The sequence below is a fragment of the Pseudomonas sp. ITEM 17296 genome (assembly GCF_028895205.1).
Taxonomy (GTDB): Bacteria; Pseudomonadota; Gammaproteobacteria; order Pseudomonadales; family Pseudomonadaceae; genus Aquipseudomonas; species Aquipseudomonas kermanshahensis.
Window position 1 is genome coordinate 35,659 of sequence record NZ_WJRS01000014.1, and the last position, 25,732, is coordinate 61,390.

Annotated in this window: 20 protein-coding genes and 1 tRNA gene; 13 read left to right on the top strand and 8 right to left on the bottom strand. The window is 62.5% G+C overall.

Annotation, left to right across the window (positions count from 1 at the left end):
- Nucleotides 1–19: 19 nt before the first annotated feature.
- The 3 genes from GIB19_RS16540 (at nucleotide 20) to GIB19_RS16550 (ending at nucleotide 1,490) form a co-directional block, all read left to right on the top strand.
- Nucleotides 20–478, top strand: coding sequence for an aminoacyl-tRNA deacylase (locus tag GIB19_RS16540; RefSeq protein ID WP_027595139.1), 459 nt, complete (start codon nucleotides 20–22; stop codon nucleotides 476–478).
- A gap of 61 nt (nucleotides 479–539) precedes the next feature.
- A complete protein-coding gene (locus tag GIB19_RS16545; protein WP_085273890.1) occupies nucleotides 540–782 on the top strand; it encodes a DUF2789 domain-containing protein in 243 nt (80 codons plus the stop codon).
- 69 nt (nucleotides 783–851) lie between these two features.
- Nucleotides 852–1,490 (top strand): hypothetical protein, encoded by a 639-nt coding sequence (locus tag GIB19_RS16550; protein WP_027595141.1) that lies wholly within the window; start codon nucleotides 852–854, stop codon nucleotides 1,488–1,490.
- Nucleotides 1,491–1,496: 6 nt separating this feature from the next.
- Here the strand turns inward: GIB19_RS16550 and GIB19_RS16555 are convergent, their stop codons facing one another.
- A complete protein-coding gene (locus tag GIB19_RS16555; protein ID WP_274887232.1) occupies nucleotides 1,497–1,934 on the bottom strand; it encodes a CBS domain-containing protein in 438 nt (145 codons plus the stop codon).
- A gap of 256 nt (nucleotides 1,935–2,190) precedes the next feature.
- Between GIB19_RS16555 and GIB19_RS16560 the strand changes: the two genes are divergently transcribed.
- Genes GIB19_RS16560 through GIB19_RS16570 form a run of 3 tightly spaced genes read left to right on the top strand, consistent with a single transcriptional unit; the run spans nucleotide 2,191 to nucleotide 6,224 of the window.
- A complete protein-coding gene (locus tag GIB19_RS16560) occupies nucleotides 2,191–3,756 on the top strand; it encodes an OmpA family protein (RefSeq protein ID WP_274887233.1) in 1,566 nt (521 codons plus the stop codon).
- A 21-nt stretch (nucleotides 3,757–3,777) separates the two neighbouring features.
- Nucleotides 3,778–5,394, top strand: coding sequence for a hypothetical protein (locus tag GIB19_RS16565; protein ID WP_274887234.1), 1,617 nt, complete (start codon nucleotides 3,778–3,780; stop codon nucleotides 5,392–5,394).
- Nucleotides 5,391–6,224 (top strand): hypothetical protein, encoded by an 834-nt coding sequence (locus GIB19_RS16570; RefSeq protein WP_027595145.1) that lies wholly within the window; start codon nucleotides 5,391–5,393, stop codon nucleotides 6,222–6,224. The genes GIB19_RS16565 and GIB19_RS16570 overlap by 4 nt, the downstream gene beginning before the upstream one ends.
- 131 nt (nucleotides 6,225–6,355) lie before the next feature.
- Here the strand turns inward: GIB19_RS16570 and GIB19_RS16575 are convergent, their stop codons facing one another.
- The 4 genes from GIB19_RS16575 to GIB19_RS16590 all read right to left on the bottom strand — a co-directional run bounded on the left by GIB19_RS16575 (nucleotide 6,356) and on the right by GIB19_RS16590 (nucleotide 10,970).
- A complete protein-coding gene (locus tag GIB19_RS16575; protein ID WP_274887235.1) occupies nucleotides 6,356–8,086 on the bottom strand; it encodes a dipeptidase in 1,731 nt (576 codons plus the stop codon).
- Nucleotides 8,087–8,246: 160 nt separating this feature from the next.
- Nucleotides 8,247–8,323 (bottom strand) — tRNA-Arg (locus GIB19_RS16580).
- 188 nt (nucleotides 8,324–8,511) lie between these two features.
- Nucleotides 8,512–9,375 (bottom strand): ABC transporter ATP-binding protein, encoded by an 864-nt coding sequence (locus GIB19_RS16585; RefSeq protein ID WP_274887236.1) that lies wholly within the window; start codon nucleotides 9,373–9,375, stop codon nucleotides 8,512–8,514.
- Entirely contained in the window at nucleotides 9,372–10,970 is a 1,599-nt protein-coding gene (locus GIB19_RS16590; RefSeq protein ID WP_274887238.1) for an ABC transporter permease, read from the bottom strand. Before GIB19_RS16590 ends, GIB19_RS16585 begins: the two co-directional genes overlap by 4 nt.
- 300 nt (nucleotides 10,971–11,270) lie before the next feature.
- Here GIB19_RS16590 and GIB19_RS16595 point away from each other — a divergent pair, with 300 nt between their 5' ends.
- Both GIB19_RS16595 and GIB19_RS16600 read left to right on the top strand, forming a co-directional pair.
- Nucleotides 11,271–12,308 carry an ABC transporter substrate-binding protein gene (locus GIB19_RS16595; RefSeq protein ID WP_265969196.1) on the top strand — a complete coding sequence of 346 codons (1,038 nt, stop codon included), beginning with the start codon at nucleotides 11,271–11,273 and terminating at the stop codon, nucleotides 12,306–12,308.
- A 36-nt stretch (nucleotides 12,309–12,344) separates the two neighbouring features.
- Nucleotides 12,345–13,250, top strand: a complete 906-nt coding sequence (locus GIB19_RS16600) for a TauD/TfdA dioxygenase family protein (protein ID WP_186681832.1) — start codon at nucleotides 12,345–12,347, stop codon at nucleotides 13,248–13,250.
- Nucleotides 13,251–13,380: 130 nt separating this feature from the next.
- Here the strand turns inward: GIB19_RS16600 and GIB19_RS16605 are convergent, their stop codons facing one another.
- Nucleotides 13,381–14,295 (bottom strand): LysR family transcriptional regulator, encoded by a 915-nt coding sequence (locus GIB19_RS16605; RefSeq protein WP_027595151.1) that lies wholly within the window; start codon nucleotides 14,293–14,295, stop codon nucleotides 13,381–13,383.
- Between the two features lie 193 nt (nucleotides 14,296–14,488).
- Between GIB19_RS16605 and GIB19_RS16610 the strand changes: the two genes are divergently transcribed.
- From GIB19_RS16610 to GIB19_RS16630, 5 genes are all read left to right on the top strand, one after another.
- Nucleotides 14,489–16,825 (top strand): TonB-dependent receptor, encoded by a 2,337-nt coding sequence (locus GIB19_RS16610; protein WP_274887239.1) that lies wholly within the window; start codon nucleotides 14,489–14,491, stop codon nucleotides 16,823–16,825.
- A 17-nt stretch (nucleotides 16,826–16,842) separates the two neighbouring features.
- Nucleotides 16,843–18,519: an aryl-sulfate sulfotransferase gene (locus GIB19_RS16615; protein ID WP_265969191.1), complete on the top strand. Its 1,677-nt coding sequence runs from the start codon at nucleotides 16,843–16,845 to the stop codon at nucleotides 18,517–18,519.
- A gap of 334 nt (nucleotides 18,520–18,853) precedes the next feature.
- On the top strand, nucleotides 18,854–20,296 hold the full coding sequence (gene gabD, locus GIB19_RS16620; protein ID WP_027595154.1) for an NADP-dependent succinate-semialdehyde dehydrogenase: 1,443 nt from the start codon (nucleotides 18,854–18,856) through the stop codon (nucleotides 20,294–20,296).
- Between the two features lie 182 nt (nucleotides 20,297–20,478).
- Nucleotides 20,479–21,756 carry a 4-aminobutyrate--2-oxoglutarate transaminase gene (gabT, locus tag GIB19_RS16625; RefSeq protein WP_027595155.1) on the top strand — a complete coding sequence of 426 codons (1,278 nt, stop codon included), beginning with the start codon at nucleotides 20,479–20,481 and terminating at the stop codon, nucleotides 21,754–21,756.
- 136 nt (nucleotides 21,757–21,892) lie between these two features.
- Nucleotides 21,893–23,119: a response regulator gene (locus tag GIB19_RS16630; protein ID WP_274887240.1), complete on the top strand. Its 1,227-nt coding sequence runs from the start codon at nucleotides 21,893–21,895 to the stop codon at nucleotides 23,117–23,119.
- Between the two features lie 157 nt (nucleotides 23,120–23,276).
- Here the strand turns inward: GIB19_RS16630 and GIB19_RS16635 are convergent, their stop codons facing one another.
- Nucleotides 23,277–24,266 carry a GGDEF domain-containing protein gene (locus tag GIB19_RS16635; RefSeq protein ID WP_027595157.1) on the bottom strand — a complete coding sequence of 330 codons (990 nt, stop codon included), beginning with the start codon at nucleotides 24,264–24,266 and terminating at the stop codon, nucleotides 23,277–23,279.
- A gap of 141 nt (nucleotides 24,267–24,407) precedes the next feature.
- Nucleotides 24,408–25,592 carry a delta-9 fatty acid desaturase DesA gene (gene desA, locus GIB19_RS16640; protein WP_027595158.1) on the bottom strand — a complete coding sequence of 395 codons (1,185 nt, stop codon included), beginning with the start codon at nucleotides 25,590–25,592 and terminating at the stop codon, nucleotides 24,408–24,410.
- Nucleotides 25,593–25,732 lie beyond the last annotated feature (140 nt).

Genomic DNA, 25,732 nt, shown 5'->3' on the forward strand with positions numbered 1-25,732 from the left:
GCAATACCGGAGGTGCATCATGCGTATGGCAAAGACCCTGCAGGCTCGCCTGGACAAGGCCAACTGCGACTACGACATCATTCCCCATCCACATTCAGCCACCAGCCTGGAGTCGGCACGTACGGCCGGTGTACCCGCCGAGCGGGTCGCCAAGTCGGTGGTGCTCGATGACCGGCATGGCAACTACATCCTGGCCGTGCTACCGGCCAACCGGCATCTGGACATGAGCAAGGTGCGCATGTCGGGCGCCTGGCAACTGACCCGCGAAAGCGGCCTGCCGACGCTGTTCGGCGATTGCGAACGCGGCGCAGTGCCGGCACTTGGCGATGCCTACGATATAAAAATGCTGCTCGACCCGACCCTTACCCGGCAAGGTGATGTCTACCTGGAGGCGGGTGACCACGATCACCTGATCCACATGAGCATGGAGCAGTTCATGAAGCTGGTACCGCACGCCGAAGTGCGTGAGCTGTGCTGATGTTCTCAAGCCAACGCCGGGCGGGCGTCGTGGACGGCCTGACCGGCTTTTAGGAGGAATCATGGAAGCACCGATCCATCCATTCGCCGAGCTGTTCAAACAGCTGGGCTTGCCTGACGATGCTTTGAGTATCGATCAATTCATCACCAGCCACTCGCCGCTGCAAAACGAGATCAAGCTGGTCGATGCCCCGTTCTGGACCGATGCCCAGCGCAACTTCCTCAAGGACAGCATCAACGAAGATGCTGATTGGGCAGTCCCTTTCGACCAACTCAACGAGGCGTTGCGCCGCCCTCGAAAATAAAGCGCCGAGCGGCACCTGACGAGTGATTGGCCGTTGCTATGCTCAGGAAAACAATAAGGGGATAGCGCGATGAAAGATCCCTACGCACCAGGGTTCTGGTGCTCCGTGACGATCCTGGGCACGCTGACGGCCAGTTACTTCTATGGCATCAGGCAGACGCAACAGATGAACCAGGCGGTGCAGTTTCTCTACGCCGCCGCCGCGGTCACCGTGGCGGTTGCGCTGGTGGCGCTGACCTGGATCGCCTGGCAACAGTTGCGCCTGAACAAGCGTGAGGTGATCCAGGGGCGAACGTTGCTGACCATCTGGAACACCAAGGTTGCCCTGCGCCGGGTCGAAACGGTATTCGACCGCTATTTCTGGGGCAGCTACTGGCACTCCGGGCGCACCTTCGAAGAAGTCATGGGTGAGCTCAAGGGCACCCCGCTGGAGCAAAGCCTGGACGCTTTAAAGCGCCAGTGCCGGGCGCTCGACCGTGAAATCCACGATCACCACCACCACTGGCTGGCCAACGCACGGGACCTCTCCAGCGTGGCGGCGGCCATGGCCCGCGAACGCTATCAGCTCGACCTGGGCGAGCCGACGAGCACGGGCAATGGCACCACTGCCGTGCTCAACCGCGACCTTGAAGTGCTGGTATACACCTGGTCGGCGCGCCTGCGCAGCTTCGACCACCAACTGGACGAACTGGAGCGCGCTTACCACTGAGGCGGTTTACTCGCCGCGGATGTACTGCTCCAGTTGCAGGATCAGGTTGGCCTGTTCGGCGATGGTTTCCTTCACCAGGTCGCCAATCGACAACAGGCCCAGCAGTTCGCCATTGCTGACCACCGGCAGGTGACGTAAATGCCGATCGGTCATCTCGTTCATGCAATATGCCAAGCTCTGTGTCGGGTCCACCGTAATCACCGGGGCGCTCATGATCTCACGCACTGGCGTAGCCGCTGACGAGCGGCCTTTCAGTACCAACTTACGGGCGTAGTCGCGTTCACTGACAATGCCCACCACCTGATTGTTCTCCACCACCGGCAGCGCACCGATATTCTTATCCGCCAGCAGCTTCAGGGCCTCCAGCACCGAGTCATCAGGGCCTATGGTGTAAACGGTCTGGTGTTGCGACTTGGTCTTGAGGATTTCTTTGACGGTCTTCATACGGGCCTCTGCGGATGGAATAAGCGCTGTCTCAACGTAAATAAAGCATCCGATACGGCGCTCTGCACGGCAATGCAGGAAACGGCATGGAGGCGATAGAAAAACGTCATGGTTGAATCGATTGTGTACCAAGCACTCCGGCATGCCGTGTATCCGGCGCTGGAGATGCTTACCTGGGTGGGGCAAAATCCCCGATAATCTGTGACAATGCATGTCAAGTTGCCATCATCCAGACCTGTTTCGGCAAGGAGCCGCAATGCAAAGCATGTTTCGCCTCACAGCGCTCAGTTGCGCCTTCATCACCGCTGCCGGTTGCAGCAGCCAACAGATCGACAATATTTCCAAGAGCGTTAAAGACATTGGCAGGGACTACGGCATGCCCGTGCTCTGTGGTGTCGGGGTTGTTGCAGGGGGCGCTGCCGGTTATGCCCTTAAAGGCAAGGACGGCATCTTGCCGGGCGTTGCAGTCGGCGGCACGTTGGGGTGCATCGCCGGTTATGTCTGGCAGTCGCGCTTGCAGGAGCTTGACCGCATCGCCAAGGAAGAGAACCTGAAGATCACCACCGAGAAGTTGACCGTTGCCTCGGCTGCGGTGGTGACCGCCGTCCCTGAACAGGCGGGCCTGGTGACCCAGATCGAAGACACCGGGATGTTCGCCACTGGCTCCGACCAACTGACCCCCAACGGCCAGCGCGCCGTGGCCAAGCTGGCGCAGATGTATGCCAAGCCGGCCGCCACCGACAAGCAGGCCGCCGCCAAGGAGGCGCAGGCACGTCGCTTGTTGATCGTTGGCCACAGCGATGCCGTGGGCAATGCCGATTTCAACCAGAAGCTGTCCGAGCGCCGCGCCAAGACTGTGGGCAAGGTCATGCTGCAGGCCGGCATCCCGGCCAGTGCCATCTATTACCAAGGCGCCGGGGCATCGCGCCCGATTGCCGATAACAGCGACCCGTTGCTGCGTGGCCAGAACCGCCGTGTGGAAATCGTCGAGCTGGCCAACGAACAGGCCCTGGTAATGCGCGCCCAGGCAGAAGCGGGCAACACCCGCTACCTGCACTACGGCACCTCGACCGCTGCCAAACCTCGGCAGGCGACCACTACCGCACAAGCGAGCAGCAAGCCTGCCGCGAGCAAGCCGACCACGGCACAGCGCACGCCGGCCACGGCCAGCAGTACCGCCAGCGCAACCACCAGTACCAGCAGCACCAGCACCAGCACCGCGAAGGCTGTTGCAGCTGTGCGTCCGCAGGTCGATTTCGCCGGTACCCCCGTGGCCAACTACAGCTGGACCATGGCGCAGAATATCAAGCCGAAACAGAGTGGCTTCACGCTGATCAGCAGCGCATACGCCGCGCAGATGCCGATGTCCAGCTGCGAGGCCGACCGCCCACGCAATGCCGGTGAAGTGCTGAGCATGGTCAACGACCAACCTTTGCAGCGCCGTGCCACCAAGGACTACCTGCCGGGTTACAACAACCGGGTCTGGGCCAACCTGGTCAACGGGCACCTGGTGACCGTGTCGCCGGTATCGATCTTGCGTGAGAACGCCATGGTCGACCGCCAGCCGATTCTGCAGTTGGTCGAAGACTACAAACAGCCCACGCAGCACAAACCACGCACCATGAAGGCCGTGGCCAACACCTATGAAGGCGAAAGCGAAGTGCTCTACCGGGTCTTCGCCAGTGATGCCCAGGCATCGATTTCGTGCATGGACATCGTATTCAGCAAAGGCAACGCCGAGGTCAGCCAAGGTGCCTTGTTCTATGCCGCCGGCAGTGACGCGTTTGTCGCTTCCTACAAGCCGATCCCGGCTACCAAATAACCCCAGTCAAGGACGTCCTGAATGGAAGACTTTTCGCTCGCTGCACTTAAATCACTGATTCTCGCCAATCAGTTGCTCTCTGCCGGCCTGCTTTCGTTGCTGATCACTGCGGTGATCGTGCGTAACTATTGGGAAGAGGTTTCCTACTTCCTGACCCGTGTCTGGCACAGCTTCCCCTTGATCGGTACGGTCGCGCGCCTGTCGCGCAAGCCGGCTTCGGTCGACGCTGAAGGCTGGATCAACCACGAAGTCACCCTGTCGAACGTGTACAACAAGAAGTTCAAGCTCTACGCCAAGGACGCGAACGCCTACAGCGCCTACCTGGACTACCTGTCCAAGGCCGGTGAGGCCGGGCGTTCTGCGCGCCCGTGGTGGGTGTTGGCGGTTGTCCTGTTGCTGGTGGTGATCGAGGCCATGGGGTTTGCCTATGTGGTCGCCGGCTGGGTGAACATGGACGCGTCGACCAATGACCGTCACTGGCTGACGGCATTCGTGGCGATTCTGCTGGCCGTTGCGTCGGCGTTTCTGGCCGAGGCTGCCGGGCACGCGGTGCACCACAACAGCCTGGTCGCTCGCGCCCGCCATTGGTGGCAGGGTGAAGAGCCTTCCAAGCGCTCGCGCTCGCTGAAAGCCAACAAAGCCATCAACCTGGAAGACTCCTTCAGCGACTCGGACAAGCCTGACTACGAGCAGTTGCTGGCCCGTGTGAAGGACGTGAACGCCAACGTCACGCGCAAGTTCTTCTGGTTGATCACCTGCGGTGCGTTCGTGGTGGCCATGGCCATTGGTGCCTTCCTCATCCGTTCGGCCACCCTGGACAGCATCGAGACCGAGATGGTCAACGGCATGCGTGCCGAAGCGTCCACGCAAAGCAGCACCGCAGGCTCGCCGTTCGACCTGCCAGCAGAATCCCAGGCCATCAACGATGAAGCGGATAACGCCACCATCGACGACAAGATGCAGGCGATCCGCAAGGCCAGCCTGACGACCTACGTGATGCTGTCGCTGATCTACGTGGCGATCCAAGGCATCAGCCTGTGGTTGGCCAGCCGCTACTTCTTCGCCGGTACGCACTCGCACACCGCCTGGCAGCGTACCCACAAGTACGCCACCTCCGAAGAGATGCTCGATGCGATGGACCAGAAGCGTTCGGCCATCGCCAGCCATGCCGATGACAAGCTGCGTCGCTTGCAGACCTTGTTGTCCAGCCGTGATCACACCGATGCCAATGTGCTGACGGCACTGGATGGGGAAAACACCGCCCGCCGCAATTTCTTGAGCTTCGTCGAACACAAGGCTGACAAGGTATCGGAACAGCCAGAGAAGCCAGCGCGGCCGATTGAAACCGTGGCACCAGCACCCGCGGCTGTAGCCGTCGCTGTCGCAGCGACGCCGGTCGAGCCGCAGCCTGCCGTTGCCCCTGTAGCCCCTGCTGCTGCAGTGGCCGAGCCGGTCGCCACCGTCGCTATCAAGGCCTCCGAGTTCCACGATGTGACTGGCCTGCCGGAAGAAAGCCTGGCCGCCGCCAGCCGTGCGCTGAATGTCAGCGAGGCGCAACTGCGCGACATCCGCGAGCAACAGCAAGCACTCAAGGCGCTTGGCCTGTTCCCGGCGAAGAAGGAGGGCATGCTGTCATGAGGCTTGCCAAGGCCCTGATCCTGGCGCTGGCGCTGCCGTGTGCAGCGCTGGCCGCCGAACGCAACGATCTGCAGAGCTGCTACACGCGCAATGGCCTGGCAGACATCAAGCCTGCAGGTTCCGGCCGCGAGCTGGTGGTGATCATCGATCAGACCATCCCGATGCCAGAAGACCTGCAGCGCAGCGCCTGGGGCCAGATCGACCGGTTCGTGCAGCCGGGCGATCGCGTCAGGCTCTATACCTTCTCGGCGTTCCTGCCGGGTGAGTATCAGCGCCTGGTGTATGCCGGCGAGCTGGACACGCCGTTGCAGGGCGAGGTTCGCGACGATGTGAACATGCGCAAGCTGCGTGGCCTGGACCAGTGCCTGGCGACCCAGAAAAAGGCGTTTCAGACCGGTTTCGGCGGGCTGTTCGTGAAGGGCCTGCGCGAGGCGCGTCAGGACATCCCCAAGAGCGAAATCATGAACACCCTGCGCCGTGTCGGTGAAGACATGGGCAAAGAGCAGGGTATCCAGGAGCGGGTGGTGTACCTGATTTCGGACATGCTTGAGCATTCCGACTACACCAGCTTCTACGCGGCCAACCAGATCAAGCAACTGAACGTTGGCAACGAGCTGAAGCTTGCGCAGAGCAAGGGGCTGTACGCCGACCTGCAAGGCGCACGGGTGTATGTGTCTGGCGCTGGGCTGGTCACCGACGCGGTGAAGCATGCCTACCGCTCTGGCAAGACCATGGATGCGCTGAACGACTTCTGGGCGCAGTACTTGAATGCGTCCAACGCAACGTTGGAAGGCTTTGGCACGCCTAGCCTGAGTACCGACCTTCGGTAACCCGGCCTTCCGGGTAATACGCACCCTTGTAGGAGCAGCCTTGCGCTGCGAAGAGGCCGGTACTGAGTATGCAACTCTGCTAGGTTTACCGGCCTCTTCGCAGCACAAGGCTGCTCCTATAGGTGATTGCGCTACAGCTTCGGCATCTGCCCGATGCGCGCGACCATCTCGCTCACTACCTGCAGATCCAGCATGAACTGCTCCACGGTCTTGAACTCGTTGTCGTTGTGCCCGGTGTATTTCACGTCAGGCATGGCCAGGCCGAACTGCACGCCGTTGGGCAAGTCATGCACCGAGGTAGCCCCCGCCGACGTGCCAAACTCGTGCTTCATGCCCAGGTTCTCGCTGGCCACGGCAAGCAGGGCCTTGACCCACTCGCCCTCCGGGTTGCGGTACATCGGCGCGTCGAGGCTGTAGTCGAAGGCCACCGGGACGTGGCTGGTGCTCTTCCATTTATCCAGCTTGGTCGCCAGGTCATCCTTGATCACGGCAATTTCCTTGCCCTTCGGGATACGCAGGTTGACCGCCAGTTTCAGCCCCTTGTCGTCTACGCCGACAAAGGTCGGCGAGGCGGTCAGCGGCCCCATGAACGCGTCTTCAAAGCCTACGCCGAGCTTTTTGCCCAGGTAGTCCAGGCCCCAGTTGTCGCTGGCATAGCGGGCGGCGTCGGTGAACTGGTTGTGCTTGAGTGGCACCTGCTTGCCTAGGCCATTGATGAACACCAGCATGCGCGCCACCGGGTTGACCCCGGACTCTGGCTCCGAGGAGTGGGCCGAGACGCCTTTCACGGTGAGCTGCACGTTCTTGCCGACCACCTTGGCATCGATGCTGAAATCACCGCCGTTGCCCTTCACATACGCGGCACCGGCCTTGTTCAGGCTGGCTGCCAGTTCGGCAGGCTTGTCGCTGGCCAGGGTGGCGACCGACGTCGTCGGGATCTGGTTGGTGGCCAGTCCGCCGGTGAGGTGGGTGATTTCGGCGCCCTTGCCGGTGGCGGCGCGCTTGGCGAAGCTGGCCATGACCGTGCCGTAGCCTTTCTCGGCGATCACCACAGGGTAGCCGCCGTCCAGCGCCAGGTTGTAGTCGGGCGTCGGGTTGCGCTCGAAGTAGTAAGGGATCGCGTCACCGCTGGTTTCTTCGGTGGTGTCCACCAGCAGTTTGAGTTGTCGGGCCAGCGGCAGCTTCTCGTCCTTGGCCACTTTCAGCGCATACAGCGCCACGACGATGCCGTTCTTGTCGTCTTCGGTGCCGCGGCCATACATGCGGTCACCCACCAGCGTGACCTTGAAGGGGTCGAGGTGAGTGCCATCGTCCAGCTTCCAGTTGTCCGGGTTGACCGGCACCACGTCGGCGTGGGCATGGATGCCGACCACCTCTTTGCCTTCGCCCAGGGTGATCTCGTAGACCCGGTTGTCGATATTGCGGAACGTCAGGCCAAAGCCTTCGGCCAGGGCTTTGATCTTGTCCGCGATCTTCAGGAACTCGGGGTTCTCGTGCTGCGGCACACCATCGACGCTGAAGGTGGGGATGGCCACCAGTTCGCGCAGGGTCTCGGTGGCGGCCTTGCCGTACTTGATACGGGTATACAGGCCCAGCAGGCGGTTGATTTCGTTCTGCTGCTCGTCGGCCAGCGGCTTGTTGGCCAGGTACGCGCTCAGCGTCTCGCCGAGGTTGTCGGCCTTGGCCAGGTCGCTGCCGTTGAGCTTGCCGATGAACTGTTTGAAGTCCGCCAGTTCTGTGCCGTCGTAGGCCTTGATGATGGCCGCGGATTGTTGCTGGGAGAGGTTGGCCTGGGCCGGTACGCTGAACAGGCCGATGCTGGCCAGCAGCAGTGAGGTAGCGGTGAGTTTTTTCAGGTACATGGGCGCGCGCATTCCTTCGCGAGTCATTGTTGGGGGTACCCGTTCGAAAAACGGGAAGGTGCCCACGCTAACACCAATGCTCTGCAGTACGGGAGTACCAGAAACGCGACATGTCGCACAAACGAAAAAGCCCCGGGAAAAATCCCAGGGCTTTCGAAGATGGCGCACTCGGCGGGATTCGAACCCACGACCCCTGCCTTCGGAGGGCAGTACTCTATCCAGCTGAGCTACGAGTGCAACGCGCACGCATGATACCCATCTGTTTCGGTTGCGTCCATCGCCTTGATCTGTAGCTGTTTTTACCCGTGCTTTGGGCATAACGCTTGTAGGAGCAGCCTTGTGCTGCGAAGAGGCCAGTGGCAGCAACACAGACGTGTGCTGTTATCGCCGGCCTCTTCGCAGCACAAGGCTGCTCCTACAGGCCATCAGAGTGCGATCAGCTCGGGCCGCAGCCCTTCCACCCGGCGAACCACGGGTGGCAGGTAACCGCCGGCACCGGTGATCTGGTGCAGCACCTTCTCGCGCAGCCCATGCAGCGCCACGCCTGTGCGCAGGCGCGGGTGTGGCAGGTCGATTTCGACCACCGACTTGATCCGCCCCGGGCGCGGTTCTAGCACGACCACCCGGTCGGCCAGGTAGGTGGCCTCTTCGGCGTCGTGGGTCACCAGCAGGGTGGTGATGCCGGCTCGTTCCCGAATGGCCAGCAGCTCATCCTGCAGTTGCTGGCGGGTCAGCGCATCGAGCGCGCCGAAGGGCTCGTCAAGCAACAGGATCCGTGGGCTTGCCACCAGCCCGCGGGCGATTGCCACGCGCTGGGCCATGCCGCCGGAAAGCTGGTGCGGGTAAGCAGACTCGAACCCGCTAAGGCCGACCAGCAGCACAAATTCATGCACGCGCCGGGCGCGCTCACCCTGGGTCAGCTGTTCGTTGACCAGCCCCAGGGCGATGTTCTGCTCTACCGTCAGCCAGGGGAACAGGCGGTGTTCCTGAAACACGATGCCGCGTTCGCCGCCGATGCCACTGACCGCGCGCCCGTCGACGAGGATGCTGCCGCTGTAGTCGGTGTCGAGCCCCACCAGCAGGCGCAGCAGGGTAGATTTGCCACAGCCAGACGCACCGACGATGGCGATGAATTCGCCTTCGTTGATCGACAGGTTGAAATCGTGAATGGCCTCCAACGGTTGGCCATCGACGCGGAATACCTTACCGACCCCCTCGAAGCTGACCAATGGCGGGGTAACGTCGGGTTGATTGGCCGCAGGCAGGTGCGAGGTGTTGAAGGCATTCATGCGGTTCTCCAGCGCGTGGCGCGCGATTCGAGGCGTTGTCCGAGGGTGCCGAGCAGGGCGCCGACCAGGCCGATCAGGACCATGGCGGCTATCACCTGGTCCATGCGGAACAGCTGTTGGGCGCCGATCATCAGGCTGGCGATGCCGCCGTCAGAAGGCATGAAGTATTCGGCGCCGATGGTGCCCAGCCAGGCGTAGATCAGCGACAGGCGCAGGCCAGCGAAAATCGCCGGGGCAGCGCCGGGCAGCACCAACCGGCGCAAGCGTTGCCACAGGCTCAGGCGCAAGGTGCGGGCGGCCTCGCCCAGCTGAGGCGACAGCCCGGCGATACCGCGCTGGGTGGCGATCAGCAACGGGAAGAACGCCGCCAGGGCCACGAACACAGTCTTGGCGCCTTCGCCCAGGCCGAACCAGGCCGTAAGCAGAGGCACCCAGGCAAACAGCGCCACTTGGCGCACGGCCGTCAGGCTCGGGCCGAACACGCGCTCGGCGCGGTGCGAAAGCCCCAGCAGCAGGCCAACCAGCAAACCCGCGCCACCGCCCAGCACCAGGCCGGTCAAGGTGCGTTGCAGGCTCAGCAGCAACGCCTGTGGCAGCGTGCCGTCCGCCAGCCCGCTGAACAGGGTGTGCAGCACGCCCAGCGGTGACGTGAGGATGTTCTGGTCGACCCAGCCAACGTTGCTGGTGACCTGCCACAGTGCCAGCAGTGCAATCGGCAGCAGCAGGCTTTGCCAACCTTTTGGGATCGGGCCGCGCTGCTGCTCGCCGGTTGCGGGTTGCGGCCAGAACAGTAGGCGTTTCTCCAGGCGCGAGAAGCCTTGCTCCATGAGCGCCCCAACCAGGCCGATCACCAGGATGCAGAGCAGCACCAGGTCGAGCATGAACAACTGCCGGCCCCACACCATCAGGTAGCCGATGCCCTCGCTGGAGGCCAGCAGCTCCACGGCCAGCAACGACGTCCAGCCGGTGGCCAGGGCCAGGCGTACGCCCATGAGGAAGGCGGGCAGGGCGGCGGGCAACAGCAGCCGCAGGAACAACAGGTGACGTGGCAAGCGCAACGCCGCTGCAGCTTCACGCAGTTTGGGTTGGGCATCGCGCACGCCGACCAGGGTGTGCAGGGTGACCGGCACCACCACGGCTTTGACCAGCACCACCAGCTTCAGCAACTCGCCGATGCCGAAAAACAGCATGAACAGCGGAATCCAGGCCAGGGTGGGAATTTGCGCCAGCGCGACGAAGGTGGGCAGCACCAGCGTCTGTGCCCGCCGCGACGACCCCAGCCAGGTGCCCAGCAGCAACCCGCTGACAATCCCGACCGCCAAGCCCCAGAACAGCCGCTGCACACTTATCCACAGGTGCCCCCAAAGCTCCCCAGAGCCAAACTCCAGCGCGCTTTCCCACACCCGCGAAGGCGCCGGCAAAATCTGCTCGCTCATCCAATGTTGCTGGCTGGCGACCACCCACAACACCGCGATCAACACCGGCAATACCCAAGAAAGGTACGCAGCCCTCTGGTAGGAGCGGCCTTGCGTCGCGAAAGGGCCACGAAGCGGCCCCCGAAGCCACCCCCAACTCCTGTTCAGAATTCCATTCATCGGCATCTCTCGAACGAAGCGTTGTTATCTTATGCACTAATGGAATTAAAAATTCATAAGTGCGCATCTCAAGAGATAAGAGCATGCAACCCTTGCATGCGCAAACCCCTTACCGTTGCGTTTTCCTCATATTTTCCATGCGTTCCCCGCAAGCCCCCCTCAGGCCCGCATAACGCCTGATTTATGCCTTCTGGTTACTAAAAAATGAAGTTTTGATCTTTGTAGGTTCTAACCAGACCTGCCTAGCTTCTGGCCAAAGCGCCGGCCTTCGTCGGTGGCAGCCTGCCAAGGAGCCTTGCCATGAAAACCCCACTACGCCACCTGATCACCGCCCTTGGGCTGGTCTTCACCCTCAACGCCCACGCTGCCGAGTCAGCCCAGCCAGCGAGCATCCGCATCGCCGTGCCCGACTTGAGCGCTGGCAGCAAACACAGCGCCGGGGGCGTGGTCGATGTGCTGCGCGACCAGCAATTGCTGGAGAAGGAATTTGCCAAGGACGGCATCCGCATCGATTGGCACTTCTTCAAGGGCGCAGGGCCGGTGGTGAACGAGGCCCTGGCCAATGGCCAAGCCGACTTTGCCTACCTCGGGGACCTGGCTGCGATCGTCGGCAAGGCCAATGGCCTGGATACCCGCGTGCTGTCGGCCGGCGTGCGCGGGGTGAAAAGCTACCTGGGGGTGGTGCCGGGGTCTGGCATCAAGACCCTGCACGACCTCAAGGGCAAGCGTGTGGCGGTGTTCCGCGGCACTGCCAACCAGCTGTCGTTCGCCAGCGCGCTGGCCAGCCAGGGGCTGTCCGAGCGTGACCTGAAGGTGATCAACCTCGACTTCAACGCTGCCAACGCCGCAATCGCCGCCAAGCAGATCGATGCCACCTGGGGCCTGTCGAACCTGCTGGCGCTGCGTGAACGTGGGCTGGTCGAGCTGCCCGTCAATTCCCGCGACCTGCAAGGCGCCGGCAGCACCCAGGCGGTCTTGCTGGGTACCGGCGAATTCATCCGCCAGCACCCAGACCTGGTGCAGCGCCTGGTCAATGCCCAGGAGCAGGCTACCGCGTGGCTGCGTGACGAACACAACCGCGACGCCTATGTCGACCTGGTGGCAAACAACGCCAGCTGGCCGCGCAGCATCCTCAGCGATGACTTGGCCAAGGAAAACCTCGCGCATTACTTCGACCCACGCCTGGACGCTGATTTTCTGGCCCAACTGCAGCAGGGCGTCGACCTGGCCGCCAAAGAGCGCCTGATCCGCCGTGGCTTCCAGGTTGCCGACTGGGTCGAACCACGCTTTCTCGACACCGCACTGCAACAGCAACAGGCCGTCCAGGCCGCCCGCTAACCCTTTGAACCGACAATTACCGCAAGGACCACGACCATGAGCAATGCCGCCCTGGCCACCGCGCCACTCGCCCTTGAACTCGACATCCACCCGGTTGCCGGCCGTATCGGCGCCGAGATCCGCGGGTTGAAGCTGTCTGCCGACCTGGATGCCGCCACGATCGATGCCATACAGGCGGCCTTGGTCGAGCACAAAGTGATCTTCTTCCGTGGCCAGACCCACCTGGACGACCAGAGCCAGGAAGGCTTCGCCAAGTTGCTGGGCGAACCGGTCGCCCACCCCACCGTGCCGGTGGTCGATGGCACCAGCTACCTGCTCCAGCTCGATGGTGCCGAAGGCCAGCGGGCCAACTCCTGGCACACAGACGTGACCTTCGTCGATGCCTACCCTAAGGCGTCCATCCTGCGCAGCGTGGTGGCGCCGGCGTCTGGTGGGGATACCGTGTGGGCCAACACCGCAGCGGCGTACCAGGAGCTGCCCGAGCCACTGCGCGAGCTGGCCGACAAGTTGTGGGCGGTGCACAGCAACGAATACGACTACGCGTCCCTCAAGCCTGACGTCGACCCGGCCAAGCTGGAGCGTTATCGCCAGGTGTTCACCTCGACGGTGTACGAGACCGAGCATCCGGTCGTGCGCGTGCACCCGGTCAGCGGTGAGCGGGCGCTGCAGTTGGGGCACTTCGTGAAGCGCATCAAGGGCTATTCGCTGGCCGATTCGCAGCACCTGTTTGCCGTGCTGCAGGGGCATGTCACGCGCTTGGAAAATACCGTGCGCTGGCGCTGGCAAGCGGGGGATGTGGCGATCTGGGATAACCGCGCGACACAGCATTATGCGGTGGATGACTATGGCACCCAGCCGCGTGTGGTTCGGCGGGTGACGTTGGCGGGTGAGGTGCCGGTGGGGGTGGATGGGCAACTGAGCCGCACAACCCGTAAAGGCTAAGTACTGCCCAGTCTGTGGGAGCAGCCTTGTGCTGCGAAGAGGCCGGTGCTGCCATGCTCATTACGTTTGGCATGCGCCGGCCTCTTCGCAGCACAAGGCTGCTCCTACACACAGCGGGCGATAGGGTTGTTCATAGGTCGGTATCACAGGCAATCAACTGCCTGACCAACCCCTGCGCCAACGGCGACAACCCATACCCCACCCGGCTCACCACCCCATAGCGGGTATAAAACGCTTCTTCGTGCTCCGGCGCCAAGTCCGAAAGTTTCAGCGCCACCAGCCCCCCGTCACGTTGATACGGCCTCAGGTTGGCATTGCAGGCAATGCCGATGGTGTCCGAATGCATCACCACATTCAGCAACGCATAGCCATGTTCGCATTCCACCGTGGGCAGAAAATCCTGCCGTCCGCTGAGGTCGCTGAGGACCTTGCGGATGTTCGGCGGGCGAAAGGTGGTGGCCAGTGGGTACTCGAACAGGTCCCGCGCCTGCACTGCCTGCCGCGTGGTCAGCGGGTGCCCAGCGCGGCAGCAGAAGTGCCAGCGCTGCGGGGCCAGCTTGTGCACGCGGTAATCCGGGTCTGACTCGAACTGGCGCGTGTCGGCGACGAAAAACTCGATCTCTTCGGCGATCAGCTTGCGGTTCAACGCCTGCCAGTTATCCACCTGAAAACACGTGCGCGCCGCTGGGTATTCGGCGACGAAGCGCGCCACTGCCCGTGGCACCAAGCCCCCCGCTGGCGCAGGGCCGGAGCCGAAGCGCACCACGCCGGTGGTAGCGCCGTTGAACTGGTGAATTTCATTGACCAGGTTGTGCGCCCCGTGCACCAGCCGCCGTGAATGCTCCAACACCAGCAAACCCTGGCGGGTGGGGGCCAGCTCTTTGCTGGCGCGGTCCACCAGGCGGCAGCCGATGTTGTGCTCGAGGGTCTGGATGCTGCGGCTGAAGGCGGATTGCGACAGGTTCACCGCCGCGGCCGCGGCCACGAAACTGCGGTGTTCGACCAGGGCAATGTAATGGCGCAACTGACGGAGATCGATATGCATTTTCTACATTAAAACCTTCGGTCAAATGCAATTGCTGATAAGGGTGAGTCCCCTTATAAAGGCTGTTACTTATTCCACTAAATATGAATTACAAATATTTATATCACTTAAAAGAATATAAGCCCGACTGACCGCGATTCGGTTCCGCCAACGGAAATGCTCGCTCAGGGCCCATGCCTCAAGGAGCATCAGCATGTCCCGAGTTTCCCGTTGGCCTGCGCGCGCATCGCGGTTCACCCTGCAACCCTTGGCCGCTGGCGTGTTGCTGGCGGCATCCACTGGCAGCTTTGCCGAAGCGCCTGCCAGCACAGCCCCTGCCGTGGAGCAGGAGGCCAAGCTTGGCACCGTTACCGTCAACGCCCGCCGTCGTGAAGAAACCGCACAGAGCGTGCCCACGCCGATCAGCGTGCTGAACAGCGAAACCCTGGAAACCCAGCGCATCTACCGCGTGCAGGACCTGCAACAACTGGTGCCCAGCACCAACGTCGCCTATGTGCATGCCCGTCAATCGAGCATCTCGATCCGTGGCCTGGGCAACAACCCGGCCAGCGATGGCCTGGAAGGCAGCGTCGGCATCTACCTGGACAACGTCTACCTCGGTCGCCCCGGCATGGCGGTGTTCGACCTGCTGGATGTCGAGCAACTGGAGGTGCTGCGCGGCCCGCAAGGCACGCTGTTCGGCAAGAACACCACCGCCGGTGTGCTCAACATCACCACGCGCAAGCCGACCTTCCACCGCGAGGGCAGCGTTCAGCAGTCGATTGGCGAAGATGGCTACCTGCAGACCCAGGGCAGCTTTTCCGGGCCGATCAGCGACACCCTGGCCGGGCGCATCAGTGCCTACCGCACCGAAGACGATGGCTACGTGAAGAACATCCACAACGGTGACGACCTCAACGGCGGCAAGCGCCAGGGCTTTCGTACCCAATTGCTGTTCAAGCCCAGCGAAACCTTCAACCTGCGCTGGATCGGCGAGTACAACGAAGAAGATTCCAACAACGGTATCCTCAGCTTGTACAGCACCGGCCCGACCATCAACGGCGTCAACCGCTACGAGAGCCTGGCAGCGCAGGCCGGCGCGACGCTGGTGTCGGGCAAGGACCGCAAGGTCAATTTCGATGCCGATCAGCAGGTGACGGTGTTCCAGGGTGGCACTTCGGTCGAGGCCAACTGGACCTTGCCCAACGACTTCACCCTCACCTCGATCACCGCCTACCGCTGGTGGGACTTTACCCCGCGCAACGACGATGGCCTCAACGTGCCGGTGTTCTACAGCGCTGGTGTGTCGGTGCGCGACAAGCAGTATTCGCAGGAGATTCGCCTGGCTTCGCCGACCGGTGGTGCCTTCGACTACGTGCTGGGCGCGTACTACTTCAAGCAGGACCTGGACAATAAGTCCTTCACCTATTACGGCCCTCAGGCAGACATCTGGAACATCACCCCGGCGGGCGCCCTGAACAACGTCAACACCCTCGGTGATGGCCACATCGACACCGACAGCTATGCGCTGTTCGCCCAGGGCACCTGGCACCTTACCGACCGCCTGGACTTCACCGCCGGTTTGCGCGGCACTTACGAGGAGAAAAGCGCCTGGGTGACCCGTGATGCGCCTACGGGGGGCGCGGCGGTCACCGGCGCCGCAGCGGCGGCGCGCCAGGGCCGGGTGGGGGCCTACGACTCGGGGGATCTCAACCAGTACAGCTTCAGCCCCTCTGGCCTGCTGGGCCTGAGTTACCGCTTCAACGACCAGGTACTGGGTTATGCCACCCTGACCCATGGCGAGAAATCCGGGGGTATCAACCTTACCGTCGGCGCCGCGCCGCGCTTGGGCACTGACTCGCTGCTGGTCGGCACCGAGCGGGTCAACAACGCCGAAATCGGGGTCAAGAGCACGCTGCTGGATGATCGCCTGCAGCTCAACGCCAACCTGTTCTGGGCCGAAGTGCATGGCTACCAGGCCAACGTGTATGACGAGGCTAACCGCGTGCAGTACCTGGCCAACGCGGGGCGTGTGCGTTCGCGTGGCCTGGAGTTCGAGGCCACGGCACTGCCGGTGCGCGGCCTCACGGTCAACTTCAACGGCTCGTGGAACGACGTGCGCTACACCGAGTACGACGATGCGCCATGCCCGCCCGAAGTCAGCCTGGCCAATGCCACCGCCACCTGCGACCTGTCGGGCCATCAGGTGGTCGGCGCCTCCAAGTACATCGCCAACCTCAACGCCCAGTACAAGTGGCAGCTGGCCGAGCGCGTCGAGCCCTACGTCACCGCCAGCTACGCCTTCCGTTCCAAGGCGGTGGGCACCATCGACGACTCTGATTTCGGCCAGATCCCCAGCTATGCGCTGGTCAACCTCTCCACCGGCGTGCGCCTGGACCAGGGCGACGGCGTGCTCGACCTGTCGCTGTGGGTGAAAAACGCCGGCGACAAAACCTACTTCACCAGCCTGTGGAACTCCGCCAACGGTGGCTATGCCGGGGTACTCGGCACCCCTCGCACCTTCGGCGCTACCGCCCGTTACGACTTCTGAGCACAAGGAGCTTTGCCATGAATGCTAAAACCGAAACCCCTGCATTGCCCGAAGGCGCCTGCCTCACAGCCAAGGTCCCCGGGCCTGATGAGGCGCTGTTGGGCGACGTGGTGGTCAACCCGTACCGCCTGGCACCGCTGACGGCCATCATCCGCGATGGCGGGCGTACGCTGAGTGCGGCCCATGTGCGCGTGCTGGGCCGCGGCGAGCGGGGTGTAGACATTGCCTACGAGGTGTCGGACCGCTCGCTGTGGACCTATGGCGGCATCCCGGTGTTCGGGTTGTACCCCGACTACGTCAACCAGGTTGAAGTAACCTACAAACTCGATGGCGAGCGCATCCGCGAGCGTTATCAGGTCTATGCGCCGGCAGTGCGCCTGCCGGTGGTGGCGAAGCAGACTGCGGCGCTGCCAGAGGTCGAACCCATCAAGGTAGCGCCCGGCTTCGAAAACCGTCTTTACCTGTTCAACCACCTGCAGGGGGATATCCCGGGCGGCCGGGCCTTCAAGTGGAATGCCCTGGGCGGTGCGGCCGAGTGGGACCAAGTGGGCAACAACTGGATCGCCGACAGTAATGGCGACGTGCGCTGGTACCTGGATATCGAGCAGATTCACGATTCCAACCGCCGGGACGGCCTGGGCGGCACCATGGGCTTCCAGCAAACCCGTGACGGCAAGTTGATCTGGGGCCAGGGCCAGACTTATTCCAAATACGACCTGCTTGGCCGGCGCATCTGGCAACGCAGCCTGCCGGACAAGTTTGCCGACTTCTCCCACGAAATCCGTGAGACCGCCAACGGCACTTATCTGTTGCGGGTCGGTACCAGCGACTATCGCCGGCCAGACGGCAAGCGCGTGCGCTCGATCCGTGACCACATCATCGAGGTGAGCGAAGCGGGTGATGTGTTGGACTTCTGGGACCTGAACCAGATCCTCGACCCGTACCGCGGCGACCTGCTGGAAACCCTTGGCAAGGCGGCGATCCAATTACCCGACGGCGTGCAAAAGCACGAAGACCGGCTGGCCAACGAACTGGCCGAAGGCGACCTGCCATTCGGTGACACCCCAGGCGTTGGCACCGGGCGCAACTGGGCGCACGTCAATGCCATCGACTACGACGCAGATGACGACAGCATCATCGTTTCAGCACGCCATCAAGGCGTGGTGAAGATCGGCCGTGACAAAACGGTGAAGTGGATTCTCGCCTCGCCGCAGGGGTGGCCGGAGCGCTTGCAGGACAAGGTGCTGACGCCGGTGCAGAGCGAAGGCTTCGACTGGTCCTGGACCCAGCACACTGCCTGGCTCACGGGCAAAGGCACGTTGACCGTGTTCGACAACGGCTGGGGGCGCGATTTTGCCCCGACCAAGCTGGCCGGCAATTACAGCCGCGCGGTGGAGTACAAGATCGACGAGGCCAAGGGCACGGTCGAGCAGGTGTGGGAGTACGGCAAAGCGCGCGGTGACGAATGGTACAGCCCGGTGACCTCGGTGGTGGCCTACCGGCCCGAGACCGATACCCAGTTCATCTATTCGGCCTCGGTGAATTTCCTGACCCCAGAGAAACTGACCACCACTGTGCTCAATGAGGTGCGCCGCGGGACGCAGGAGGTGCTGGTGGAGCTGAAGGTGCACAGCCGGCAGCCGGGCAGTGTCGGGTATCGGGCGTTGGTGATCGACCTGGGCAAGGCGTTCTGATCCATCCCGTCTGGGAGGGCCGTCGGTCCTCCCTTCACATTTCTTCCCGCTCGATCGTCTAACCTGTATCGGCCTCTTCGCGGGCAAGCCCGCTCCCACAGATCTCCACAATCTCCTAGGGATGTGCACTCTGTGGGAGCGGGCTTGCCCGCGAAGAGGCCGGCTGCGGTGTAAAAAATCATGAAATTTCCCCAGGCTGTTCAACCATTCGTTCTTTTTTTCGAACAGCCTATTGTCCTACACCCCAGCAGCCGCTTAGCATTCGTTTGAGATTTCAAACGCTCGATGCCCTGCTTTGGGCGCTTTTCAACAATCAACAATTCGGGAAGCCGACATGCAGCTCAAAGACGCTCAGTTGTTCCGCCAGCAAGCCTATATCAATGGTGAGTGGCTGGATGCGGACAATGGCCAGACCATCAAGGTGACCAACCCGGCCACCGGCGAAGTCATCGGTACCGTGCCGAAGATGGGCACCGCGGAAACCCGCCGCGCCATCGAAGCCGCCGACAAGGCCCTGCCGGCCTGGCGCGCCCTGACCGCCAAAGAGCGTTCGGCCAAGCTGCGTCGCTGGTTCGAACTGATGATCGAGAACCAGGACGACCTGGCTCGCCTGATGACCACCGAGCAAGGCAAGCCACTGGCCGAAGCCAAAGGCGAAATCGCCTACGCCGCCTCGTTCATCGAGTGGTTCGCCGAAGAAGCCAAGCGCGTCTACGGTGACACCATCCCAGGCCACCAGCCTGACAAGCGCCTGATCGTCATCAAGCAGCCAATCGGCGTTACCGCGGCCATCACCCCGTGGAACTTCCCGGCGGCCATGATCACCCGTAAAGCCGGCCCGGCCCTGGCCGCTGGCTGCACCATGGTGCTCAAGCCTGCTTCGCAGACCCCGTACTCCGCTCTGGCCCTGGTCGAGCTGGCTCACCGTGCCGGCATCCCGGCTGGTGTGCTGAGCGTCGTCACCGGCAGCGCTGGCGAAGTCGGCGGCGAGCTGACTGGCAACTCCCTGGTTCGCAAACTGTCCTTCACCGGCTCGACCGAAATCGGTCGCCAGCTGATGCAAGAATGCGCCAAGGACATCAAGAAGGTTTCCCTGGAGCTGGGCGGCAACGCGCCGTTCATCGTGTTCGACGACGCTGACCTGGACAAGGCAGTCGAAGGCGCGATCATCTCCAAATACCGCAACAACGGCCAGACCTGCGTCTGCGCCAACCGTATCTACGTGCAGGACGGCGTCTACGACGCGTTCGCCGAGAAGCTGGCCGCTGCAGTGGCCAAGCTGAAAATCGGTAACGGTCTGGAAGACGGCACCACCACTGGCCCGCTGATCGACGGCAAGGCTGTCGCCAAGGTTCAGGAACACATCGAAGACGCGGTCGCCAAAGGCGCCAAGGTGCTGGCCGGTGGCAAGCTGATCGAAGGCAACTTCTTCGAGCCGACCATTCTGGTCAACGTGCCGAAGACCGCTGCTGTCGCCAAGGAAGAGACCTTCGGCCCACTGGCGCCGCTGTTCCGCTTCCAGGACGAAGCTGAAGTCATCGCCATGTCCAACGACACCGAGTTCGGCCTGGCTTCGTACTTCTACGCCCGCGACATGAGCCGTGTGTTCCGTGTTGCCGAAGCGCTGGAATACGGCATGGTTGGCATCAACACCGGCCTGATTTCCAACGAAGTCGCACCGTTTGGCGGTATCAAGGCTTCGGGCCTGGGCCGCGAAGGTTCCAAATACGGTATCGAGGACTACCTCGAAATCAAATACCTGTGCATCAGCGTCTGATCACCGGTTAAAAGGCTTTACCTCTGCCAGCGGGGCGCGAGAGCGACGTCTCGCTGGCCTTTTTTACATGCAGTACCTGGTGGCCAGGGCGTTCACGGCAGTCGATCAACGAATACTGTGCGCGAGCACTCCCAGCCACCCCCGAATAAAAGCGCCATTCTGATCGGCGCAATGAGGGCATTATGAGCAAGACCAACGAATCCTTGATGCAACGCCGTGTAGCCGCCGTCCCACGTGGCGTCGGCCAAATCCACCCGATCTTCGTAGACACCGCGAAGAACTCGACGGTGATCGACGTTGAAGGCCGCGAACTGATCGACTTCGCGGGCGGCATCGCAGTGCTGAACACCGGCCACCTGCACCCGAAAGTGGTTGCAGCCGTGCAAGAGCAGCTGACCAAAGTCAGCCACACCTGCTTCCAGGTGCTGGCCTACGAACCCTACGTAGAGCTGTGCGAAAAGATCAACAAGCTGGTCCCAGGCGACTTCGACAAGAAGACCCTGCTGGTCACCACCGGCTCCGAAGCCGTTGAAAACGCCGTCAAGATCGCCCGTGCCGCCACTGGCCGCGCTGGCGTGATCGCCTTCACCGGCGCCTACCACGGCCGTACCATGATGACCCTGGGCCTGACCGGCAAGGTCGTGCCGTACTCCGCTGGCATGGGCCTGATGCCAGGCGGCATCTTCCGCGCACTGTTCCCGAACGAACTGCACGGTGTGAGCGTCGACGACGCCATCGCCTCGGTTGAGCGCATCTTCAAGAACGATGCCGAGCCTAAGGACATCGCCGCGATCATCCTCGAGCCCGTACAAGGCGAAGGCGGCTTCCTGCCAGCGCCGAAAGAGCTGATGCAGCGCCTGCGCGCCCTGTGCGACCAGCACGGCATCCTGCTGATCGCCGACGAAGTGCAGACCGGCGCTGGCCGTACTGGCACCTTCTTCGCCATGGAACAGATGGGCGTTGCGCCTGACCTGACCACCTTCGCCAAATCCATCGCTGGCGGCTTCCCGCTGGCCGGTGTGTGCGGCAAGGCCGAGTACATGGACGCCATCGCACCAGGCGGCCTGGGCGGCACCTACGCCGGTTCGCCGATCGCTTGCGCCGCGGCCCTGGCCGTGATCGAAGTGTTCGAAGAAGAAAAACTGCTGGACCGCAGCAAGGCTGTTGGTGAGCACCTGGTGACTGGCCTGCGCAAGATCCAGGAAAAGAACCCGATCATCGGTGACATCCGTGGTCTGGGCTCGATGATTGCTGTCGAAGTCTTCGAGAAAGGCACTCACACCCCGAACGCTGCTGCTGTTGGCCAGGTTGTTGCCAAGGCACGCGACAAGGGTCTGATCCTGCTGTCTTGCGGCACCTACGGCAACGTCCTGCGTATTCTGGTCCCGCTGACCGCCGAAGACGCACTGTTGGACAAAGGCCTGGCGATCATCGAAGAGTGCTTCGCCGAACTCGCCTAATGTGACACGCTTCAGAAAAAACCCGCCTCGGCGGGTTTTTTTTGTGCCCAGAAAACGCGATGGACGCTATCGTTGACGCAGGACTTGCCTTGGAAGCTGCGACGGATTGCGTGTCAGGGATATTCAGGAGTTGGCCATGAGCGCTGTAGACCCCACCCCACCTTGCGTACTGATTGTCGAGGGCGACCCGTGGGTGCGTGACATGCTCAAGGAGATGCTGCTCAGCGTGCGTTGCGACGCCCGTCTGCAGGTCTGCGCCGACGGCTCGCAGGCACTGAGCGCGCTGTCGAGCAAGCCCGACCTGATCATCGCTGCGCGTGAGCTGGCCGGCGTCGATGGCCTTGACCTGCTGCGCAAGGTCCGCGCCAAAGGCCCGGGGTTGCCGTTCATTCTCATGAGCAGCCGCAGCGACAGTGCCAGCGTGCGCGAAGCGTTGCCCCTGCACCCCACCGCTTACCTGAGCAAGCCCCTGAACCTGGACAACCTGCGCAAGCGCCTGGAAGAACTCCTGCTGGCCGTTGGCGAAGAAATCGCCTGCCCGGTGCCGCCTTTGCAGCCGGGTGCCAGCCTGACCGGTTACCTCGAGCAGCGCCGCGCGACTGCCGATGGCGGGCCGCTGCTGGCCGATGTGCAGGTGGCGATCAAGCGCGCGCTGAACCCTCAGGGCCTGAACCTCAAGGTGCTTGAAGAGGAAGTGCGCAACGACCCGCAGGTTACCGCGGTGCTGATCGCCGCCGCTAACAGCGCCGCCCTGCACCGCGACGCGCCCGTGCAAACGTTGCTGCAGGCGCTGAACAAGCTTGGCAGCACCCAGAGCATGAACCTTATCCTGGGCATGACCCTCAAGCGCAGCGCACGGCTGAGCGATCCCTTGCTGGCGCAGCACGCGGCGCACTTCTGGAACCTCTCGCTGCACTGCGCTGAATACGGCCGCAGCCTGGCGCGTATGTTGGAGCTGGATGAAGGGCGTTGTTACTGTGCCGGGCTGTTGCATTGCCTGGGCGACCTGGCGGTGCTGCGCTGCCTGCAAGAGTGGCGCCTGGCCGGCGGTGAGTTGGACGAGGGCATGGTCCGCAAGTCGCTCGATGAATACGGCGCGGCATTCGGTTCGGCGCTGCGCACGCGCTGGCGCTTGCCGCTGGCACTGCGTGAATTGATTGCGGCCATTTACCAACTGGGCGGTGGCGTGTATTCGCGGGAGATCCTGGCGATGAACCTGGCCGGGCAATTGTCACGGCTGCCGGCTGAGCATGGGTTGGAGCAGGTTGCCAGTAACAAGACTGCACGGCTGCTCAAGCTCGGCTTGGCGGAGCTGGGCCGGCTGCGCAAAGTGGAGAAGCCGCAGGACGAAGCCTCTATCTGACATCACGTGCGATTCTTGTAGGAGCGGCCTTGCGTCGCGAAAGGGCTGCGAAGCAGCCCCGGCAATATCGGCGGCGAAGCTGAAAGCCTGGGGCCGCTACGCGCCCCTTTCGCGACGCAAGGCCGCTCCTACAAATCGTGCATGGCCTGTGCTGAGTTCAGCCCCGCACAATCTGATTCTTCCCCTGCCGCTTGGCCCGATACATCGCCGCATCGGCGCGGGCGAACAGGCTGTCCAGCGACTCATCCTCATCCGTCAACGCCGTCAGCCCCTGGCTCACGGTCACCCCGTAGACGTGCTCGTCGTGGCTGAAGCTCAGCCGTTGGATCTCTCGCTGCAAACGCTCGGCGATCTGCTCGGCCACTTGTGCATTACAGCCTGGGAACACGGCCGCAAACTCCTCGCCACCAATACGTCCAAACTGGTCCCCTCGGCGTAGCACGGCTTTGCCGCTGTCGGCGATGCGCTGCAGCACCTGGTCGCCTTCCTGGTGCCCGTAGCTGTCATTGATCTGTTTGAAATCGTCGATGTCCAGCAGCAGGAAGGCCAGTGGCGTGCCGTCCTCGCGGGCGCTGTCGAAGGCCTGCTGGGCACATTCGAAGAAGTGCCGGCGGTTGCTGCTCTGGGTCAGCACGTCGGTGGTGGCCAGGCGATGCAGTTCGCCTTCGAGTTGCTTCTTTTCGGTGATGTCTTCGGCGATACCGACAACGATGACCCGCTGTTCGCCCTCGCGGTGCTGGTTGATGTAGCACTTGTCACTCAGCCAGCGCACCTGGCCTTCGGCATTGAGGATGCGGTATTCGCGGTCTTCCACCGAGCCTTTGAGCAGCACTTGGGCCAGGCTGCGCTCGGCGTACTCCAGGTCGTCGGGGTAGATGCTGTCGCGCCACTCGTTGTAGTCGGCCAGCACCAGGCTGATCGGGCGGCCAAAGATACGTTCGTACGCCGGGCTGACGTAGAGCACCTGGCGAGCTTCCCAGTCAAAGGCCCAGAGTACGGCATTGACGCTGTCCAGCAACGAACTGAAGAGTTGTTCGCGTTCACTCAGGCGGGCGACTTCGCCTTGGGCGTGCAGCAGGGCCAGCAAGGTCTTGGCGGCTTCTGGAGGTGGGGTGCCGGGCAGGGAAGTTGGAATGTTCTTGGCCATGTGCACGAGCGAGTCTCGACAAGTGAGCGTGCGGCCAGCATCAGGCCCGCCACGCGGGCGATGTGCCGAATTGGAGTGGTGGGCAGGGGGGGAAGTTCCAGGCGGCACGCCCTGCCAGCAGGGCGTGCCGATCAACGGCGGTCAGGCGCCAGTTGGGCGCAGGGAGTAGGTTTTAAGTTGTGCGGCGAAGTCGTGCAGGGCATGGATGCCGCTGGCTTCGGCCTCGTGCACCCAGTCCTTCATGGCCGCGAGCATGTCGTGGCCATTGGCGCTGGTGCGTGCCCAGATTTGCTGCAGGGCCAGGCGTTTTTCGTAAATGACCTTGAGGGCCTGGCTATGCGCGAGCAGCGTCTCGATGCGCACGTGGTGGCGGTCTTCCAACAGGCTGGTCTCCCGCGACAGCAGGCGCTTGGCGCGGCGGAAACGGTGGCGCATCGACGCGTCGACCTTGGCCAGCTCTTGCTGCACCAGCGGGCCGATCACCAGCTTGCGGTACTGGGCCATGATCTGGAAGCGATTGTTGAGGATCGCCATGGCAGTGTCCATGTCCAGGTTGGCCTTGCCTTCGACCCTGTGGGCGATCGGCGCCACGCGCTGCACCTTGGCCAGGCGCAGGAAGCAGAACAGGCGTATCCAGGCCCAGCCCATGTCGAATTCCCAGCGTTTTACCGACAGTTTGGCCGAGTTGGGGTAGGTGTGGTGGTTGTTGTGCAGCTCTTCGCCACCGATGACGATGCCCCACGGCACCAGGTTGGTGGCGGCGTCCCGGCATTCGAAATTGCGGTAGCCGACGGCATGGCCCAGGCCATTGACCACGCCAGCGGCCCAGAACGGAATCCACATCATCTGCACCGCCCAGATGGTGATGCCAAGAGTGCCGAACAGCAACAAGTCGATCACCGCCAGCAGGGCAATGCCGCCTAGCTTGTACCGCGAGTAGAGGTTGCGCTCGATCCAGTCGTCCGGGCAGTTCTTGCCGTAGATGCGCAGGGTTTCGGGGTTGCGTGCCTCTTCGCGGTAGAGCTCGGCGCCTTTGCGCAGGACCGTGCTCAAACCCTTGTGCACCGGGCTGTGCGGGTCGTCCGGGGTTTCGCACTTGGCGTGGTGCTTGCGGTGGACGGCGGTCCACTCGCGGGTGTTCTGCGCCGTGGTCAGCCACAGCCAGAAACGGAAGAAATGCTTGAGCGCGCCGTTGAGCTCCAAGGCCCGGTGCGCGGAGTAGCGATGCAGGTAAACCGTGACGCTGACGATGGTCACATGGGTCATCAACAAAGTGATGCCGACCAGTTGCCAGGCCGACAAGTCGAGCAGGCCGTTGTACCACATAGGTGTTAAAACCCTCGAGAACACAGGGGAAGGGTCTGATTATCCCTTGGCAGGGAAATAAAACCAGTCACCCTTTCAGATAGGACGTCACGATATGTTTCACCCTTTATAATGCGCGCTCTTCGTTCATGGGCCATTCC